Genomic DNA, 18,699 nt, shown 5'->3' with positions numbered 1-18,699 from the left:
CGGTGCGGCCGTCAGATCCCTTCCCAGCAGTTTTACAAGCTTTGTCGCTGTAATATCAAAAATCTCCGACGCATCCTCTGCCTTCTGCAGAAGCTGGCTGGTATTGAAAAGAAGGTTCTGTCAGGAAGTAGTTAAACAGCACTACACTGATCACAGAACTGATTACGCTGCAGGTATAACCGCTGGTCAGAATTGACGTCATCATAACGCCGACCAGATATATGGTAATGATATTGGAATCCGGAATGATATGGATTTCCAAATCCGGCACCAGATCGGTCAGCCGTTCGGTCCATCCCCTTCTCTTTCGAAAAAATCCCTGATCCATCATGCTTTTTCCAATGACAATCCGCGTTACTTCGGAAATTCTCGCATATTCTGCAATCTGCAGGGCAATGTCCTCGCTGTGCGTCGTTACAATCTCCGCCCCGCTCTGTTCTGCCAGGTGGATATGCTTCTGCAGCCTTGCCTAATCCTCCGGCGTTTTCTCTGCCGGTTCCGCGGTCTGCACATACAGTGCTGTAAAATTAGCACCAAATGCCCGGGCCATCTGTGCCGCAGTCCGGATAAACACTCAAAAAGGACACCTTTTATTGTATAATTATGTTACCCCACAAACATACGAAAGAAGGTGTCCTTAATGAAAAATTAGCATTGAAGAAACTGCTAACTTATATGAAAAGTGTATACAAAATTCCACAAAAAATCAAGGGTTTATCCGATGAAAGAAAAAGAAAATCCATCCCGTTGTTTAATATCGTTATGCCAGTGCTGATTTTCCTGATGCTTCAGTATGAAAGTTTTCACACCATTTTTTCAGCGCCGGAAAGCATGGAGAAACGACTGAAAAACTGTATCCGTGGAAAAATCCCAAAAGTTGATGCAGTCAGGGATCTTCTTTCCCGGATTGATCCAAAAGAAATCGAGGAAATTCACGCGCAGACGATTGATGTTCTGAAACGCAACCGCGTATTTCGGGAGGGAACCATAGGCGGATATGTTGCGGCAGGTATTGATGGGATGGAATTATTCAGCAGTACAAAAAAGTCCTGTCCAGACTGCCTGAGCCGGAAGAACGGGACGGGGAAGACAAAATACTTTCATCGAAGTGTGGTATGTATGACGGTAGGAAAATCGCCGCATGTGATCTTTGGGCAGGAAATGCTGAAACCCAGAGATGGTTCAGAAAAAGATGAAGGGGGACTGACAGGAGCGAAAAGGCTCATCCGGCGTTTAAAGAAAAGGCATGGTCATTTCGCAGATGTGATTGTGGCGGATGCACTGTACCTGAATGCCCCGTTTATCAATACTTTGAAAGAATGCGGTTTAGAAACGGTAATCCGTCTGAAAGATGAAAGAAGGCTTCTGTTTCAGGATGCGGAAAGCATGTTTCAGCGGGACGAGGGGAGAAAAAGGAGCTTCAGGAAGGGAAAAAAGAGTATTGAAGTCTGGGATCTTTCCGGATTTGAGATAGACCTTACCTGGACGATATCTTAAGCGGACTGAAATACGAGGACGGCCACTACGATCTCGTGAGTCTTTCCGACAAGGATTATCAGAAAAAACTGGATGTCCAGATTGCCTGCTGGGATAAACTGAAAAATGAAATTCAGAAGGTCAGATCCGGAGAAAACGGAACGGCGGATCTGGTAGACATGAGCGAGACGTATTTCCAGATGGCAGATGAAACGGTTGCCGCAGTCAAAGTTTCCCGTGCCAACCGCCAGCTGGAACAGAAAGCCTACATCGACCTTCACACGGGACTGCCGAACAAGAGCAAGTGCGAAGAGCTGTTCCACAATGTGGAATTCATCAAAACTCCTACCGCCTGTATCGTCTTTGACATGAACAACCTGAAACGCGTCAACGACAGCCTCGGTCACTCCATCGGCGACCAGCTGATTCTGAACTTTGCCCGGCTGCTGCGAAACTCGATTCCCGCGAAGCATTTTGTAGGAAGATACGGCGGCAATGAATTATGGCGGTCATCTATGATGCAACCCGCGAAAGCATCACAGAAATCCTCACAGAGCTTCAGAACGAAGTCGAACAGTTCAACAGCTACGGAACCCAGTTCCGCATCAGCTATTCCCACGGCTGGGCACTTTCCACCGATTACAACGAATGTACGCTCCGCACGCTGTTTGACAAAGCAGATAAATATATGTATGAAAACAAGCAGCAGAGCAAGCAGGGACGCCAAGACTAAAGAAACGCCGGAACCGGAAATATCTTATCGCCGGTTCTGGCGTTTTTTCTTGCTGTTTCTCTTTTATTTTTTTGCAAACGCTTCTATCTGCGCATATCCCGCTGAAAAATCAATGGGTTCCTCCCGCAGCTTCTTTCTGACCGCATCGCGTCCTTCCTGATCTGCCAGCACTTTCTGGATTTTATCGGCAAACTGCATCACATCCAGCGGACAGAGATATCCGTTTTCCCCATCCCGGATCTGCTCGCGCATGGACGGAATATCGGAAGCGATGATGACCTTCTGCAGGCTTCTCGCCTCTACAATCGTAATCGGATAGCCTTCGTGACGGGACGGCTGGAGATACAGGTCGCAGGATTTTACGTACGGCGCAGGATTTTCGCGCATTCCGAGAAAAATAATTTCCTGCTCCACCTGATATTCCTTTGCCATGGTCCGCAGCTTGTTCAGATCTCTTCCATCACCGATGATGAACCATTTGAAGCGAAGTCCCCGTTTTTTCAGCTCCGCCGTAATCTGCACCGCAATATCATATCCTTTTTCTTCCGAAGCTCTTCCCACCGTCAGAAATTTCAGCTCTCCTGTGTACTGCGGATCGCTAAGCGGCTCCTCACTCCGTCTCTGCACCTGTTTGATGTCAATGAAATTCAGCAGAACCTCTGTCCGGTCCGCGAGTTCCGGAAAACGGGCAATGACCTGTTTTCGGACAGGCTCGGAAACACAGTAAATTTTATCATACTCCGGAATAAAGTCCCTGGTCCGGAACAGCCACCAGAGATTTTCTCCGTGGAACCAGACCGCTTTTTTCCGCGCATTCGTCTTTCTGGCTCCGAATGCGGTTGTGAACGCACCGAATCCGAAAAAGTCGAAAACAAGATCGTATTGTTTTGTTTCCGGCTCCACACACTCCAGAATCCGTTCATACAGTTTTCCATACCGTTTCTTTCCATACACGACGCGCATCAGAAATACGCCCATTCCTCTGGCATAGAAAGACCGTTCTGCCGGTGTCTCCCGTTTTCCCACAATCCGTTCCAAAGCCGGATGCGGTTTTTTGTTCCAGATCATCTGGCGCACTTCCACTTCCTTCGGAATCCGCTCCAGCAGAACGCCTCTTTTTTCGACCAGAAGAAGCGTTACATCTTCTTTTTTCTCCACCAGTTTCTGCAGCAGCGCTGCCATGGCAACTTCCGTTCCGCCCATGTCCATGGTACGTCCCAGCACCAGTATTTTACTCATTGCTTACCTCTCATCTGCTTTTTTCTCTGTTCTAACGCCAGTAGGCATCTCCCACATGCGCAGGATGACGCTGATCCTCCGGCGGAAGCTGATGGTAATCGCCGTACAGGGTGTGAAGATACGTCTCATATCCCGCCGGGGCATTGATCAGATGGCCTTCAAACGGAAGGCGCACGATCTCTTCGATCGCTGTTTTTGGAATCGCGTCCGACTTGCGGTAACCGCCGCACTGGCAGGCCACCCACTTTGAGTCCTCCGCGCGGTACTTTCTGCACTCTTTTTCCATCTCGCGCAGAATCCGCTCTTTTCCATAGCATTTCCGGATCGCCCATTTGCACCATTTTGCGAAGCTTCCTTTGTTTCCTTTTAAGGTTTGGCGGTAGGTGCGGAATGCATTCATCCGCTGGCTTTCCAGAAACAGCAGCTTTTTCCAGTGACGGTCGTACTCCGGTGTATCTTTTTCCGGCAGTCCGTCAAACGGGAAAATGTCGACGAAAAGACCGGTATCCACAGCTCCTGCCACGTGCTCCACAAGACTCGTTCCGGTGTGTACCAGCTTTCCGTATGCCAGTGTGAAACCCTTTGTATTATGAAAATTCATGACGCGGTACGGTGTATCCGTTTCGCTGTTTACAATCTGTTCCAGTTTTTCATAATCCGCTCTCGGCATCCAGACATCCACATCATCATCCCACGGAATGAACCCCTGATGCCGGATCAGCCCGAGCAGCGTTCCATCTGCTGCAAAATAGATCAGGTGATGTTTCCGGCAGACTTCATCCAGATACAGTAATATTCCAAGCGCAATCTCCTGTTTTTCTTTTAATTCTGTAATTTTACGCATAACGGCATTGCCTTTCTGTTTTGTTTTTCCCATCCATTATAAACACTCTGCCGGATTTTTTCAATTTAAAGTTCCTGCCGCTCCGGCGCCCGTCTGAAGATTCCGCACTGTTTTTATCAGTACCTTCATATCCACCGGTTTTACTATGTGTGCGTTCATGCCCGCATTGAAGGCATTCTGCACATCTTCTGAAAATGCGTTGGCTGTCATCGCAAGAATCGGGATTTTCTTTGCCAGCGGGTGGCTGCTGTTCCGGAATTTCGTCACAAAGAGAACCGATGCCAGGATCAGAAGCAGAATTACTGCCAGAATCCTCAGCTCCTCGACAGCGGTATCCTCGAACATCTTCGTTCCGTTGCTGTCCACCACATACGTCGTGCTCTGGTTGCTGAATGCACTGCTTCTGAAATACGGTGCCATCTCCTCCATCGAACGGATCAGAATAAAGTGTGTGATGATACTGCCGTCGACCACCAGCTGGCTCTGCAGTTTTCTGGCAAATACCATCTGGTTTTCATTGGTGATCCAGTCCGATGTCAGAAAGCTTTTGATATCCGCATCCTGCAGATCTTTAGATCTGTACCACACGCCCTGCAGACCCTCATCGGAATAATAGTATCCTTCCTGGTTCACGGCAATAAACTGGAGGTTTTCATGCGTGGAGCTTAATTCTTCCTCACGTTTTTTCAGAAATTCACACAACCGGCGTTTTACTTGATTACAATCAGATTCGGGTTCTTTGGGCTTCATCAACATCCGCAAACTGCATATTGCAAATATGCTGTTTTGACAGGCACTATTTTTGAAAATTGCGATAGTATTCGTTTATTCACTCTGCACAAGATCATATACATGGTATAAATGCTGTTTTTATTTTTCTTTCATATAATCCATACAATTTCTCGCATTCCATGCATATCCATCCTGCTTCGCCTGTATATAGCGGATATTTTCGTTTCTTACAATATTCTGTTTCATAATTTCCTACTAATTCCACAAGGTTATTGATATCCCTCATCTGCGCAGCAGCCATTCCTGTCATTGCCCACAAAAAGCCAGTTCTTTTTTTATTCAGTTTCTGCCACTGAAATCTTTCCGTAAACTGATCATATAATACCTTTTGCTTTTTCTTCTCTTTTACCGGAAATTCATAAATCAGCGGATAAATCTGAGCAACACCATCCGGATAAAATTCTGTCTGATGATACCGATCACTGTTTCCGATAATTCTCCATCTTTGATTCGCATCATCCCAGAATATCTTTTCTATCTGTTTCTGTATCTTTTTACGAATTTCACTGATCGCCTGCGTATCTTCCAGTCCTGCAAGTTCCAATTCATACAGGCCTTTCCACACTTCCAGATTATCCATCAGATAAACTGTTGTGTTTTCTTCTGAAACCTGTGTAATTCCATCCTGCATCAGGCTTTGAATCTTTTTTAATGCAAGGCTGATTCCATTTTTCCAGGATTCCGGCAGGTCTGTACTTTCTGTCTTTTCCAGATATTTTCCCATAAGAAAAAGGTACATACCAAGATATCCGTCTTCGGAATCAGCCTTTTCTTTATAAATAAGTTCCCCACCCTCTTTCCTGTAGATTCCCATTTTTCCATCTGTTTCCAGCAAAACCCCAGTATGCCAGTCCAGATACCTGCCAACAGCTTTTTGCTCTGTTTCAGTCATGGGGCAATTCTTTGTTTCTGCCAGAAGCCCCAGTGCAGCCATACATGCAAAGTATGGATTAACATCTCCGGCTTTACTTCCATTCATATAGATTTCGCCTTCAGGGCCCTGATTCTCAAGGATCCACTTTTTTTCTCTGGTCAGGACGGTTTCCAGCCATTCCTGCCGGACAGATATTTCTTTTCTCAGGTTCTGATAATAAGCAAACATAAACACAATGCACACAGTTATGCAAAATATAATAAGTCCCATCACGTTCTTTCGATGTTTCACTTTTCTTTTGCATTGGCTCTGTTTATGCTTATGCATCTATATCCTCCAGGATTTTTCTGATTTTGATACTTGCAGTCCCATCACCATAAGGGTTTCTAGCCTCACTCATTTTTCTGTATGTCTCCGGCTCTGTAAGAAGCCGCCTGCATTCTCTGTAAATATCCTCCATCTTCGTGCCTACAAGCTTTAAGGTTCCTGCTTCCACACCTTCCGGACGCTCTGTTGTATCCCGCATGACCAGTACCGGTTTTCCCAGTGCAGGAGCTTCTTCCTGAATTCCGCCGCTGTCTGTCATGATCAGATAACTGGCTTTCATCAGGTTATGGAATTCCACCACATCCAGTGGTTCGATCAGGTGTATTCTCTCGCATCCACCAAATTCCTCATCTGCGATCTTCCTGACCTGCGGATTCAAATGTACAGGATAAATAACCTTCACATCTGTAAATTCTTCCACGATCCTGCGTATAGCCCGGAACATATCACGCATGGGCTCTCCCAGATTCTCCCTTCTGTGTGCTGTTACAGCAATCAGTCTGCTGCCTTTTGCCCATTCTGTTTCCGGATGATAAAAATCACTTCGCACCGTATAGTGCAAAGCATCAATTCCTGTATTTCCTGTGATAAAGATCCGCTCTGGATCTTTCTTGGGCAGATGTGGAAACAGGAAAAACAACTAAACATATCATTGTGCAAAATATAAAATAACAAGATTTGAAATTTCTTATATTCTGTACTAATTTGCACTTCTTCATCTTTCTCCCACCCTCCGGGCTACAGTTGCTTGCTTGCTTGCTTGCTTGCTTGCTTGCTTGCTTGCTTGCTTGCTTCCAGATTTTAATTTTACATTCATTAATGTTCAATACCCCCACAACATTTTTATAAATATCTTTGCGACAGCTTCTGCTGTACTTTTACTATAATTATACTCTACAGCCAACTTGTGTCAATTTACTAACAGACGGTCAAAGGAAAGATTCTGACACACCCCTTTCAATGTGTGCGCACTGCGGAAAGCATCTTCATAATTTTTATTTTCCAATGCCTGTTTTAACTGTAGATAACTCTGGTCTTCAAGGAACTTTAATGTAAATCTCTGAATCAGTGCTTCGCTGTGAAGGCGTCCCAAAACAGCCTCATAATTTCCTCCGATAGCTTTATAGCACTCCTGCATTGTCATCTTTTAGCCCTCCTGTCAATTGTATTCCACTAATTCATGAACCTCTGCTAATCATTATGAACATACCTTAAAATCGTTTTTATAACTTCCTCAATCACAATCGGCTTTGACAAATGTGCGTTCATTCCTGCATCCAGTGATGCCTGAACATCTTCTGCAAATGAATTGGCTGTCATTGCTATAATAGGAATGTTTTTTCCATCCGGTCTGTCATTCATCGCCCTGATTGCTTTTGCCGCTTCATAACCATTCATTTCAGGCATCATGATATCCATCAGGATTACATCAAATGTGCCTTTCGGATGATTTCTGAAAATCTCAACAGCATTCTTTCCATCCACAGCTCTTTCTACATTCATCCCGAACTCTTCCAACTGCACGGCAGCAATCTCTGCATTCAGTTCATTATCCTCTGCAATAAGAACATTCACACCTGTAAGATTTACCTTTTCAGAAAAACCTGTGTCTGACTTATTACATTCCTTATCTGTAATTTCCAGAGGAATATCCACAGTAAAAGTAGTTCCCTCATGCTTTTTACTCCGCACGGAAATGGTTCCACCCATCATATCTACATACTTCTTTACGATAGCCATCCCCAGTCCAGCTCCATGGTACTGCGTTCTCACATCGGAATCTTCCTGTGCAAATTCCTCAAAAACTTCTTTTGTAAATTCCTCACTCATGCCAATACCAGTATCCGAAATGCGGTAATGCATATTTATATATCCATCCCCGCCCTTTTCCTGACACCGGGTTTCAAATGTAATCGTCCCTCCATCCGGAGTGAACTTCACGGCATTGCTCAGAATATTAACCAGCACATCTCGCAGACGTACAGGATCCACAAGTACATTTGGGATCTTTGCTTCTTCACGCTGGATCTTAAAGCTGATATCCCTGTTCGTAAGAAAACCTTTTGTAATATCCAGTGCAGAATCTGTGATACTTTTCAAATCTGCCGGTACCGGATTGTATTTCACTTTTCCACTTTCCACGCGAGTCAGATCTAATACATCATTGATCAGCGACAGTAAATACTCTGAACTTTCATCAATCTTTTCCAGACAATTTTTCACTTCGTCTGAAGGATTTTTTTTCATTGCAATACCGGTAAATCCCATGATTGCATTCATCGGTGTTCTCATATCATGGGACATATGTGACAGAAATGCTGTTTTTGCCTTGTTTGCAGCCTGCGCATGCTCTGCCAGTTCCGCCATTTCCTCAGCCGTCTCCTGGGCTGCCTTCTGAGCTTTTTTTCTTGCACTGAGACGCATTGCTATCACAGCCATAGTAGTCAGCAGCCATCCGAAAATAAGAAGAACCCAAACAGTAACAACAGGATGCAGACGGATCCAGTCAACAAATGTCAGATCTGCTGCTTTGTATGTGGTATACCGTGCTGCTATATCTTCGACAAGATTTTGGGGCATGGCATACATTGCTTTCGTCAGGATGCCAGCCAGTGCATGATTCTCTGTTGATGATATTACCATGCGGTAGGTGTATGTAGGCTGTTCCAGCAAAGTATATGTCAGGGTGCCTGTGGTGTCACTATTCACAAACGCCTGTGCCATGTAATAGTAGACGAAGGCAGCATCGGCTTTTCCCTTACGGACAGCCTCCATCATTTCCTGTCGGGTACTGCACATCAGTTTTTCTGCGCCTGGTGCCATTGCATCTTCAATGGAATTTGATGCTGTCTGGTCAACCGTAGTAACAACATTGATTTTTCCATCAAAGTCACGCCGTGTCACCCTTGCCAGCTGCATTGTAATGAAAGGTGCAGTAAGCCCCCATTTTTTCGTCTCAGCATAGTTATCTGTTTCCAGGCGTGCATCGATACTCATATCTGTGGTTTCCGTATTTTTCTGATAAGCAATATACTCATCTCTGGTAGCAGGTGTAAGAAACTCGTAGGAAATCCCGGCATAGTCTGCAATTTTCCGGAAGTAATCCGGGATAATACCCTTCATCTCACCATTTTCATTATAAGAATATGGATAACGGGTCGGATCACACAGAACATGAAGCGGGTTGTCCTTGGAATATTGTGCAATAATACTTTTTTCTTGCTCCGTATATTCCAGATTCTTATTTTCTATGCTTTCATAATTTTTATTGTAAAGCGTCGTTTTCCAGTCACCCTCAACCGCATTCATCTGATCGATCGCATAATTGATCTCATTCAGCAATTCTGTATTGCCCTTTTTAACAATGACATAGAAATCGCTGCTGCCAAATTTATCCACGATTCGCTCATTGTTTGTTTTTCTCAGAGAACTGGTAACAATCGCATCAACTTTTTCGCTCTGAAGGGCTTCCTCCATCTCTGCGGTCGTATCAAAATAAGATGGAACATATGTAAATTCTTTGTTGTCTGCAAAATCCGCAAACTCTTCATTCCGGGTGTTTCCGTTCAAAAGCGCCACACGCATACCGTTGTAAGTGCTGTAATCGCCGTCCACAATCGTGCTGTTGTCACTGCGGACGGTCAGCATCCCATAATTGGTTCCGATCGGACGTGAAAAATCAAACTTTTCTTCTCTGTCCGGTGTTTTGCGGGCAGATGTTACCATGTCAATCTCGCCATCTTCAAGCATCTGCTGCATATCATCCCAGCTCTTATCATATCCGACATATTCGTAATCTACATCCCAATAACGGGCCATCAGCCGAAGAAAATCATAGCCATACCCACTGCGGTTGCCTTCTTCATCCATCACATGATAACCATCCATGGCAAAGAAACCGACTTTGACAGTTTCATGCTGCGAACTGTCCTCGGCTGCATATGCAGTCTGGGGAGAAAATATCATACACACGCATACAAAAGCCAGTAATACTGCCACATATTTCTTTGCTCTCGAAATCATATTAAATCTCCTGTCTGTCTGTCTGTCTGTCTGTCTGTCTGTCTGTCTGTCTGTCTGTCTGTCTGTCTGTCAAATATATTTCTCTATACATCTCTTTGTCAACCTTCTGATTTAATAAAATTACACTACTGTATCAAAACCATTTGTCACTGTTCAATGCCCTGCGGTTCGGTGCCCCCCCCGCCGGATTTTATGCTTCTGATTGTCTTTTCCAGTACTTTCATCTCAACTGGTTTTGAAACGTGTGCATTCATACTAGCTGCCAGGGAATGTTGAATATCCTCGGAAAATGCATTCGCAGTCATGGCAATGATCGGAATCGTCTTTGCCAGTTCATGGGAGCTTCTGCGGATTGCCTTTGTTGCCTCATAACCATTCATAACAGGCATCTGCACATCCATCAGGATCATGTCATAATCCCCCGGAGCAGACTGTTCAAATGCTTTCAAAACCTCTTCCCCATTTTCACAGATGGTACATTCTGCACCTTCAATCTTTAACAGTTCCGTCAGGATCTCAGCATTCAGCTCATTATCCTCTGCACACAGGAACCTCATTCCCTGCAGAATATTACCATCCTGCTCATCTGTGTCTTCTTGTGCCGCCAGAGCAACTGTTCTATCCTCTGCAATTCTCAGCTCTATGAGAACCTCAAAACAACTTCCCTGTCCCAGTTCACTCTCCACATCAATGGTACCTCCCATTGCTTCAACCAGATTTCTGGTAATAGCCATTCCAAGACCGGTTCCCTGGATCTTATTCGTCACAGAATTTTCGGCACGGGTAAAAGCATCAAAGATTTTATCTTTGAAATCTGCTGACATTCCTATTCCATTATCCCTGACTAAGAAACGGTACTTTGCATAGACGGATGAATTTGTTTCACATTCTTCTACCAGAAACTGAATTTCTCCACCTTCCTGCGTGTACTTCACTGCATTAGAAAGCAGGTTGCTGAAAATCTGCATCAGGCGAAGCTGATCCCCGTTCACCCACTCATGTCGGATATTTTTCTTTGTTGTAAGAATCTGTTTCTTTTCATCTATCTGTGAATGAAATAGATTATTGATTTCCTGTATAAAATTCAGAATAGAGAAATCATCGTATTTAAAAACTGTTTTTCCTGCCTCAATTTTGCTCATATCCAGAATATCATTAATAATCCCTAACAGATGCTGGGATGAAATATCTATTTTATCTGCATACTCTATTACTTTATCTTTATTTCCTGCATCATGTCTTATTAATGACGTCATACCAATAACTGCATTCATAGGAGTACGTATATCATGTGACAGGATCAATCATTTCCACAACTGAGCCATACACTTCTTCGTATGTTTCATCCCACGGTGCAATACTTTTAGACAACTTATATTCATAGCTAAAATCGGTAAGTGACTTTATAGAATCAGCGAATATATCCGGTACACGAATAATTACAATTGTAAATCCCCAAAATGTCCTTTCGCCATTTTTCTGCTCCACATACACCGGATTTCTTACAGCAATCCCCGTTCCACCCTGTTTCAAAGAAAATGGTCCCTGCATGGTTATCACATCATTGTCTCTGGCATAACAAGATATCTTTCCTCGTTCTTTATCATGAATAAGATCTATCTTTCCAGCCTTATTTCCGTCTTCCGGATAAATCTCAGTCACTACGCCGTCTGGTGCGATCTGAATACTCTGGACATAATCTGCCATCATATTCTCCGCAACTTTCGAGAACATGGAAATTTTTCCGTTTTCACTAATAACAATCTGTTCAAAAGTATTTGTAATATCAATTCCCCTCACGATATCAGCCTTCATATGATCTGCATACGTTACTGCGTTTAATTCAGCTCTTGACCTTATCAAATCCCTTTGACTGCTATCCGCACGAATGCCTATATTCACCAGAACAACCAAACCGATCATCAATACAAATACCGGTATCCATAACTCTTTTTTTATCCTAAATGTATTTTTTTGTTCCTGTGCTGACTTAATTTTCTTCCACATAACCGATTTTCTTTACACCTGCGTTTTTATCTACTTCATTTTTATATTTTAGCAGCCACCAATTATTGCCTGTTTTAGTTTCTTTTTAATCTCCAAAAATGAAAAAAGCATTGTCATTGCAGACAATGCATCTTTAACGTGGCAACTGGCTACCATTTTACAGGCCCTATAGCTTTGCGTCGCAGACTTTCATCTGTTTTGCCGTTTTTCTTATTATAGCTTTTAAACATATGAAAAAAAACTGGTTTTATTATACTCTAATGCTCGACTATGTACAAGAAAAACATTACCGTTTTAACGCCTAAAAACAAAAGAAGAACAGCCGATACATATACTCGAACTGTTCTCCTACTTCCGAAGTCCACGCAGCATTGACATTACTGTTTCCTGCTCATTTGTACTCAGATTGTTCCATATCCTTAAAACTTCTTTCTGTTTTTCTGTCAGATTCTCTGAATTACCTTCCTGAAAAAACTGTGATAATGTCACGCCCAAAGCTGCACATATTTTTTCAAGTGTAATCAGCGACGGCAGGTTTTCCTGCGCCATGATTCTTCCCAGTGATGACTGGGAAATTCCCGACAGCTGCGATAATCTATATTTACTGATATCACACTTTTCACACAAAGATGTTATTTTATCCGCAATATACTTCTCTATCTGCAAGTAACTATACCTCATTTCCGCTATTACATGTTCTTATTGTACCTGTAATAATGAAAAAATATTAGTAATCAACTTTGCAAGTATTCATTCCCATTATAGGAAGTATACGGATAAAAAAATATAAAGATACTTTCGTTTCCGCAAAAGTCATTTTCGCTTATATCGTTTTTATAATAGCACAGACAGTTATGTTTGTCACATAAAAGTTTGAAACCTCAAACAAAAAAATAAGCCTGCCATCATCCGCAGATTTCTCCACAGACAACAGCAGGCTTCCTACTATCTCATCAACTCATTCACTTTTCTCTGCACTGCCCCATAATCATATCCCGCAGCCTGCAGTCTCTTCTTTCTGTCCCCGCCGTTCCCCCACTTTCCGGCAATGACTTCCTTTGCTACAGTTTCCACACTCTTTTTGTTGCTACTTTTCACCAGCTCATTCCCCATCCCCCTTTTCACTTCTGTCATGCAGCTGTTCCAGCACCTCTTTCACCTTCTGCGGAATCGGCAGCCCCAGATGCCCTGCATTCTCCAGCAGACTCACACCCTCATTGGAAATATAGAAAAAGATCACCGCTGTCCTCAGCACGGATCCGTTCCCGATCACAGCCACATCCAGAATATTTGCCATTCCCACCAGCAGAAAGATCAGCACCTTCCTGCAGATCCCCCGGAAGCCCACTTCACTGGAAAGCGTATGGTCCGCAAAAGCACACATCACCCCGGTCAGGTAATCAATCACCACAAAAGCGACCAGTGCATACAGAAGCCCGTCACAGCCTCCCATAAACCAACCCAGCCATCCGCCTACAGCCATAAAAACCATCTGAATAAAGTTCCAAAATTCCTTCATGCCAGAATCCTCCTCCCATGAAAAAAGCAGCTCCCATTTCTGAGAACTGCCGTAAGCAGGTTCTTCCCCTGCTCGTAAATATGATCCGCCTTTTCTTCCAGCACTGCCGGAAACAGCAGGATCCCGCCGATCATGTTCGGGCAGATGGGAAGCAGCGTCCCGTTCCACAAAACAGAATTGTCATACTCCCCGCTGGCTTTCAGATAAATCCCCATGGGATTCAGCCCCAGAATATTATTCACTGCCTCCGTGATCATGTTCGTCTCCTGAACTGTCTCCACCGCACCCGTATTCGTATCGGTCAGTTCAATGACCATTTCACCTTTCAACTTCATCACACACCCTCCATTTCTACCGGCCTGCAGAAACCGCTGATTCCCGCTCTCTCAGCAAAATACACTTCAAATCCTCTGTTCACCGTCTCCTTCATCTGCATGGACAGCGATTCCCGGAAACCATTCACATCCAGTCCTCCGCCAATGGCAAATCTCGTGGTATAATCCTCCACCTCAAGCTTTCCGTCCCAGGCTTCCCCAACCGCCATTGCCTGTCCGCTGACAGAAGCAATGCAGTCTCCCACATCAACCGTACCGCTGCCATACTCCATCCAGAGATACACATTGAATGTATTCGTATAATTGGCAACGATCTTCTCAATGGGATAATACAGCGACAAAATATGTTTCCCGGAATGCCAGGTCTCCACCGGACAATGCTCCACAATCTCCTCATTATTAAATTCAAAGACCACATGGCAGACCGCCTGTCCGTCCTCCTGCCACTTCACCGGCAGGCTCACATCCACAGAAACCTCCGAACCACTCCCGGTTCCGGATCCGGAATCCGAGCCACCAGCGACATCATCCGTACTCCCTGTATTCTCATTCCCAGAAGTATTTCCAACTTCATTCCCTGCCGCATCATTTTCAGAACTTCCTGCATCCGATGTCTCCCCGGTTCCATCAGAACCACCCGTACCACTTCCAGTTCCACTGCCGCTTCCGCCCGGAAATGGAATCACCACAGTCCCGGAAGCCTCCGCAGACCGTTCCACCGGATCCGCAGCCACATCCACAACAACCTGCGCAAAAAACTGCATGTGGTTTTCCTCAGAAGAAGCAAACTGGATACTGATCAGCTTCACCTTCGTCTGCCCGATCTCATGCGCGGAAGCATTGGTAAACGTATGGATCCCGATCTTCCCGGTCTTCGCATTGTCTTCAATCTGATTCAGCAGTCCCGAAATATTCTTGTCATTCCTTGACTTCGCCTGATCCAGCCTCGGGTTCTTCCCCACACATTTCAGGCTCTGCTTTCCCCCGATTTTCTGTCTGATGGAAGTGATACAGGTGATCTGTCCCTCATCCGCCTGTCCTCCCGCAAATGTCAGCACATCCCCTGGATCCAGGACAGGGTTCCCGATGGTATCCGAATCAAACGGCACATACCGGATCACAGACAGATCTGCCAGGATATTCCTGCACAGCATCTCCCTAGTCTCCTTTAACCCAAACTGCAGAAGCGGGTTCACACCCAGGTTCATGGTCAGCCCATTATCCGGATCCAGAGCATAATACTCTGCAATCTGCGTCTGCTTGTTGGTGGAACTCACTGCCGTGTATCTGGTAATAAAATCCGAAAAGCTGGAAGAAAACCGGTGTCTCTGCTCCACCTTCATCACAGGATCCTTCCCGTACTTTCTCAGTTCCAGCTTTCCCTCCCTGTTAATAATAAAGAAACCTCCCAGAACCTGTGCCACATAAAACAGCACATCCCGGCAGGTCTCAATATCATTTTCAGTATAAACAGAAAGCGTCACCCCGCCATTCGGCATGGCATCAATCTCCGCCCTCTTATTCGCAAACTCCACTTTACACCGCTTACAGCACAAAGCAATAAAATCATAAGCAGTCCCCACAGTCTCAAACCCGTTGAAACTCTTATCAAACCGCAGCATAAAATCATAGGCTTTCAGTTCCAGGCACTTTGCCAGACGGTTCGCCTCACTGACCTCAAAAACTCCCATCGGCACATCTTCCACCGAATCATCCGCCAGCACCAGATGAAACACCAGCGTCACCTGAGCATCCTCCAGCGTATACCTGTCAATGTCACTCAGAAGCGTGATCCCCATCTCCGCCGCATACACCGTCCCCAGTTCAATTTCCGTGCTTCCACAGCACTGCCTGGAAATATACCCGGAACCCTTCACAATCTCCTTCGCCCCGAACTCATACGTCATTCCGCCTCTGGTAACGATCGTACCCGTCCAGTAATATTTTCTTGTATTGCTCTTCACAGCTCTCAGAAACCCATCCGATACCGGATACATCCCGCCACCTCCATTTCCCCACGAAAAAAGCACCAGCCAACCAGGTGACCGATGCCTTCGTAAATATAATCATTCTATCTGTTATAAGTCCAATGTTTCAGGTACCATTCATGCAGTTCTTCTGTTGTTTTACAGCAGTCTGCAATCTCTTTTCCCTGTGATATCCACTGACACGTTTCCCTGCTGAATGTATCAACATCCAAAGCATGAAATTTATATGTTCCACCCCGTCTGTGCATCACTTCATCATCACACTGGAACTCAAAATAATCATCCCCGTCCAAAACAACCTTTCCAGTCAGGTTCCACACCCCGGACCACGGAGGACCATCATCCCCTGGAACACAGAAGGACAGTCTTCCATCTTCCAGAATAACAGGAGCCACCGCAATATTTTTCATCTGCGGCATATATGGCTGTTCAAACCAATACGCTTTCCTCTCATCCATTTCTCTTCATCTCCATGATAGCCACCTTCCCTGCAAACTTGAAGTTAGCGATTTCTTTTTCCGGTATTCTCTGTCCCACGGATTTCCTCATGATAGAAATAATCTACGATCACCGGATGTCCCTGCGGGACTCTGCCATAAGGCATTTCATTATCCACAAAGGCACAATCATACTTCTTAGCCATTTTCTCAGCTTTTACTTCAAGTGCTTCAAAGTAGCTGCGGTTATGCTTGTTATAGATCTCGTCGTAAAGTGGTACAAGATCAGGATATTTTCCGGCGATATAATCCATAATTGTCTTTTTGAAACCGCCTCGAAGATTGAGATTTTCGAGCCAGAACAGATCGCACTGATCCTTTACCCGCTCAAAGATTGCTTCAAAATCCGTGATACTGGGGAATACCGGGGATACGAAACAGACTGTACGGATACCTGCTTCATATACCTGCTTCATAGCAGAGATACGGCGCTCAATGCTCGAAGCAGAATCCATATCGTTCTTGAAATTTTCATCTAGTGTGTTGATCGACCATGAAACGGTTACATGTCCAAGCTTCTTCAGCAGATCAATATCCCGTACCACAAGATCCGACTTTGTGCAGATCAGAATATCTGCGTCACTGCCGATCAGCTGCTCCAGAAGTTTTCTGGTATTCCCGAATTGCTCCTCCTGTGGATTGTAGCCATCTGTCACAGAACCGATGACCACCCGCTGTCCGGCATATTTCTTCGGATTTTTAATTTCCGGCCAATGCTTCACATCAAGGAAAGTGCCCCATTCCTCCTTGTGCCCGGTAAAGCGCTTCATAAAAGAAGCATAGCAATACTTGCAGGCATGTGTACAGCCCACATAGGGATTGACCGAGTAACCGCCTACCGGCAGACTAGACTTAGTCATGATGTTCTTTGTTTCCACCTCACGAATGAGGATTCCATTTATTACTTCTTCCATGATTTCTGTACCTCTAACACTTTATTAAATTCTTCCGGCATTTCCTGAATCATATTTTCATCCCCTATGATAGGGACAAGGTCTTCCTTCATAAACACCGGAATGCCGAGTGCGTGTGCCTGATCCGTCAGAGACCATGCCCATTCCGGCTCCGTATGAATCTTCCTGCTCTGAGCCCCGGTCATAGTGCCGACAACGATCCAGTTGATTCTGGAAAGGTCAACTGTACCGGGATCGTCGAATAACGGTTCAAAGCTAACATGGTAATGCTTTGCTCTGATGTTTTTCCGAAGGGCGTCGATACGCCACAGTTCGGCTTTCCTCGTCACCGTAACGCCAAACCATGCATTTTCCAGATCGGTATCAAAATCCAGCAGATCAGGTCGCTTGGTAAGGAACAGGAACTGATGCTGTGGATTTTCACGGATCTTTGCAAATACCTCGTCTCTCCATTCCGGCTTCCATCCGGAGAGATCGCTCATCCCAGTAAGAAGAAAGTTCTGCGGACGTTTCTTTTCCATCATCTTGAGCTTACCCGGAAAGAATTCAGGGTCAGCGAAGTCATCAATCATATGCCAGCGTTTCACGTTGTTGCGGGCATAGCAATATGTACACCCCACTGTGCAGCCAATGACGATATTCATGTTCTGAATCTGATCTTTGATACAAATACTCATGACTTCTGCCACTCCTCAAGATTCTTTCTGATGCGGTCGAGACATTCCTCAAACCGGATAATTTCTTCCTCTGAAAAACCTTTGTAGTAAATACTGCCCATCTCATCAGATACAGAATCGTACTCGCCCTTTAAGGCATGTGCTTTCTCAGTCAGAAACAGGAGTGTTTTCCTTTTGTCCGTTTCAGACTGAACACGGCTTATCAGCCCTTGATTTTCCATTCTTTCCAGCATCGTAGTAAGAGATGTTATCGCTAATCCGCATTTAGTCGAGAGTGACCTGATTGAGATACCATCCTCCTGCCACAGCACATAAAGAATACGTCCCTGGGCTCCATTAAACGCATCAATATTCTTTTCACTGAGAATCTTCTCAAAAATCCGGTCTCCAAGCTGTTTTATTTTGGTGACAAGAAATCCTCCATTCATTTCCATACAAAAGCTCCTATATAGTA

Annotated in this window: 20 protein-coding genes, 2 pseudogenes and 1 riboswitch; of the genes and pseudogenes, 3 read left to right on the top strand and 19 right to left on the bottom strand. The window is 44.8% G+C overall.

All coding sequences use genetic code 11. From position 1 onward, the window contains the following. Nucleotides 1-55: 55 nt before the first annotated feature. The gene (locus DW743_RS05330; protein WP_158565829.1) at nt 56-328 is read right to left on the bottom strand and encodes a DUF4118 domain-containing protein; all 273 of its coding nucleotides are present in this window, start codon (nt 326-328) and stop codon (nt 56-58) included. Between the two features lie 347 nt (nt 329-675). Between DW743_RS05330 and DW743_RS05325 the strand changes: the two genes are divergently transcribed. The 3 genes and pseudogenes from DW743_RS05325 to DW743_RS18340 all read left to right on the top strand — a co-directional run bounded on the left by DW743_RS05325 (nt 676) and on the right by DW743_RS18340 (nt 2,209). After that, complete coding sequence (locus tag DW743_RS05325; protein ID WP_226906367.1) at nt 676-1,497, top strand: transposase; 822 nt, start codon at nt 676-678, stop codon at nt 1,495-1,497. 158 nt (nt 1,498-1,655) lie between these two features. Then, nucleotides 1,656-1,985, top strand: a pseudogene (locus tag DW743_RS18880) (GGDEF domain-containing protein); the annotation flags it as partial. Between the two features lie 2 nt (nt 1,986-1,987). Continuing rightward, complete coding sequence (locus DW743_RS18340; RefSeq protein ID WP_369123060.1) at nt 1,988-2,209, top strand: diguanylate cyclase domain-containing protein; 222 nt, start codon at nt 1,988-1,990, stop codon at nt 2,207-2,209. A 63-nt stretch (nt 2,210-2,272) separates the two neighbouring features. Here the strand turns inward: DW743_RS18340 and DW743_RS05315 are convergent, their stop codons facing one another. The 18 genes and pseudogenes from DW743_RS05315 to DW743_RS05220 all read right to left on the bottom strand — a co-directional run bounded on the left by DW743_RS05315 (nt 2,273) and on the right by DW743_RS05220 (nt 18,679). Then, nucleotides 2,273-3,448, bottom strand: coding sequence for a glycosyltransferase (locus DW743_RS05315; protein WP_117760761.1), 1,176 nt, complete (start codon nt 3,446-3,448; stop codon nt 2,273-2,275). A 31-nt stretch (nt 3,449-3,479) separates the two neighbouring features. After that, a complete protein-coding gene (locus DW743_RS05310; protein WP_158579613.1) occupies nt 3,480-4,292 on the bottom strand; it encodes a LicD family protein in 813 nt (270 codons plus the stop codon). Between the two features lie 60 nt (nt 4,293-4,352). Beyond that, nucleotides 4,353-5,042: a response regulator gene (locus tag DW743_RS19015; RefSeq protein ID WP_173815309.1), complete on the bottom strand. Its 690-nt coding sequence runs from the start codon at nt 5,040-5,042 to the stop codon at nt 4,353-4,355. Between the two features lie 94 nt (nt 5,043-5,136). Continuing rightward, nucleotides 5,137-6,063, bottom strand: coding sequence for a hypothetical protein (locus tag DW743_RS05300; protein ID WP_147343060.1), 927 nt, complete (start codon nt 6,061-6,063; stop codon nt 5,137-5,139). A 214-nt stretch (nt 6,064-6,277) separates the two neighbouring features. Continuing rightward, a pseudogene (gene wecB / locus DW743_RS05295) lies at nt 6,278-6,895 on the bottom strand (non-hydrolyzing UDP-N-acetylglucosamine 2-epimerase); the annotation flags it as partial. A gap of 300 nt (nt 6,896-7,195) precedes the next feature. Next, on the bottom strand, nt 7,196-7,429 hold the full coding sequence (locus DW743_RS05285; RefSeq protein WP_238061014.1) for an Hpt domain-containing protein: 234 nt from the start codon (nt 7,427-7,429) through the stop codon (nt 7,196-7,198). 47 nt (nt 7,430-7,476) lie between these two features. Continuing rightward, entirely contained in the window at nt 7,477-10,308 is a 2,832-nt protein-coding gene (locus DW743_RS05280; RefSeq protein ID WP_117760755.1) for a transporter substrate-binding domain-containing protein, read from the bottom strand. Nucleotides 10,309-10,454: 146 nt separating this feature from the next. Continuing rightward, entirely contained in the window at nt 10,455-11,564 is a 1,110-nt protein-coding gene (locus DW743_RS05270) for an ATP-binding response regulator (protein ID WP_243004546.1), read from the bottom strand. Nucleotides 11,565-11,595: 31 nt separating this feature from the next. Beyond that, complete coding sequence (locus DW743_RS18330) at nt 11,596-12,315, bottom strand: CHASE domain-containing protein (RefSeq protein WP_243004545.1); 720 nt, start codon at nt 12,313-12,315, stop codon at nt 11,596-11,598. 137 nt (nt 12,316-12,452) lie between these two features. Then, a riboswitch (cyclic di-GMP riboswitch) is annotated at nt 12,453-12,528 on the bottom strand. Nucleotides 12,529-12,663: 135 nt separating this feature from the next. Then, nucleotides 12,664-12,996 (bottom strand): helix-turn-helix domain-containing protein, encoded by a 333-nt coding sequence (locus tag DW743_RS05260; RefSeq protein WP_173827298.1) that lies wholly within the window; start codon nt 12,994-12,996, stop codon nt 12,664-12,666. Between the two features lie 264 nt (nt 12,997-13,260). After that, complete coding sequence (locus tag DW743_RS05255; RefSeq protein WP_330418075.1) at nt 13,261-13,413, bottom strand: hypothetical protein; 153 nt, start codon at nt 13,411-13,413, stop codon at nt 13,261-13,263. A gap of 4 nt (nt 13,414-13,417) precedes the next feature. Further along, a complete protein-coding gene (locus DW743_RS05250) occupies nt 13,418-13,834 on the bottom strand; it encodes a phage holin family protein (protein ID WP_055228659.1) in 417 nt (138 codons plus the stop codon). After that, complete coding sequence (locus DW743_RS05245; RefSeq protein ID WP_055228658.1) at nt 13,831-14,169, bottom strand: hypothetical protein; 339 nt, start codon at nt 14,167-14,169, stop codon at nt 13,831-13,833. The genes DW743_RS05250 and DW743_RS05245 overlap by 4 nt, the downstream gene beginning before the upstream one ends. Then, nucleotides 14,169-16,166, bottom strand: a complete 1,998-nt coding sequence (locus DW743_RS05240) for a hypothetical protein (protein WP_117509299.1) — start codon at nt 16,164-16,166, stop codon at nt 14,169-14,171. The genes DW743_RS05245 and DW743_RS05240 overlap by 1 nt, the downstream gene beginning before the upstream one ends. Before the next feature lie 74 nt (nt 16,167-16,240). Beyond that, nucleotides 16,241-16,615, bottom strand: coding sequence for a hypothetical protein (locus DW743_RS05235; protein WP_055228657.1), 375 nt, complete (start codon nt 16,613-16,615; stop codon nt 16,241-16,243). 44 nt (nt 16,616-16,659) lie between these two features. Beyond that, on the bottom strand, nt 16,660-17,568 hold the full coding sequence (locus DW743_RS05230; protein ID WP_055228656.1) for a radical SAM mobile pair protein B: 909 nt from the start codon (nt 17,566-17,568) through the stop codon (nt 16,660-16,662). Next, nucleotides 17,556-18,245, bottom strand: a complete 690-nt coding sequence (locus DW743_RS05225) for a radical SAM mobile pair protein A (RefSeq protein ID WP_117509300.1) — start codon at nt 18,243-18,245, stop codon at nt 17,556-17,558. The genes DW743_RS05230 and DW743_RS05225 overlap by 13 nt, the downstream gene beginning before the upstream one ends. Further along, nucleotides 18,242-18,679 (bottom strand): radical SAM mobile pair system MarR family transcriptional regulator, encoded by a 438-nt coding sequence (locus DW743_RS05220; RefSeq protein WP_007884694.1) that lies wholly within the window; start codon nt 18,677-18,679, stop codon nt 18,242-18,244. Before DW743_RS05220 ends, DW743_RS05225 begins: the two co-directional genes overlap by 4 nt. Between the last annotated feature and the right edge of the window lie 20 nt (nt 18,680-18,699).

The sequence above is a fragment of the Blautia sp. AM28-27 genome, from assembly GCF_003480905.1.
Taxonomy (GTDB): Bacteria; Bacillota; Clostridia; order Lachnospirales; family Lachnospiraceae; genus Fusicatenibacter; species Fusicatenibacter saccharivorans.
The sequence above is the reverse complement of the archived record's forward strand: the minus strand, read 5'-3'. Positions and strand labels throughout refer to the sequence as shown.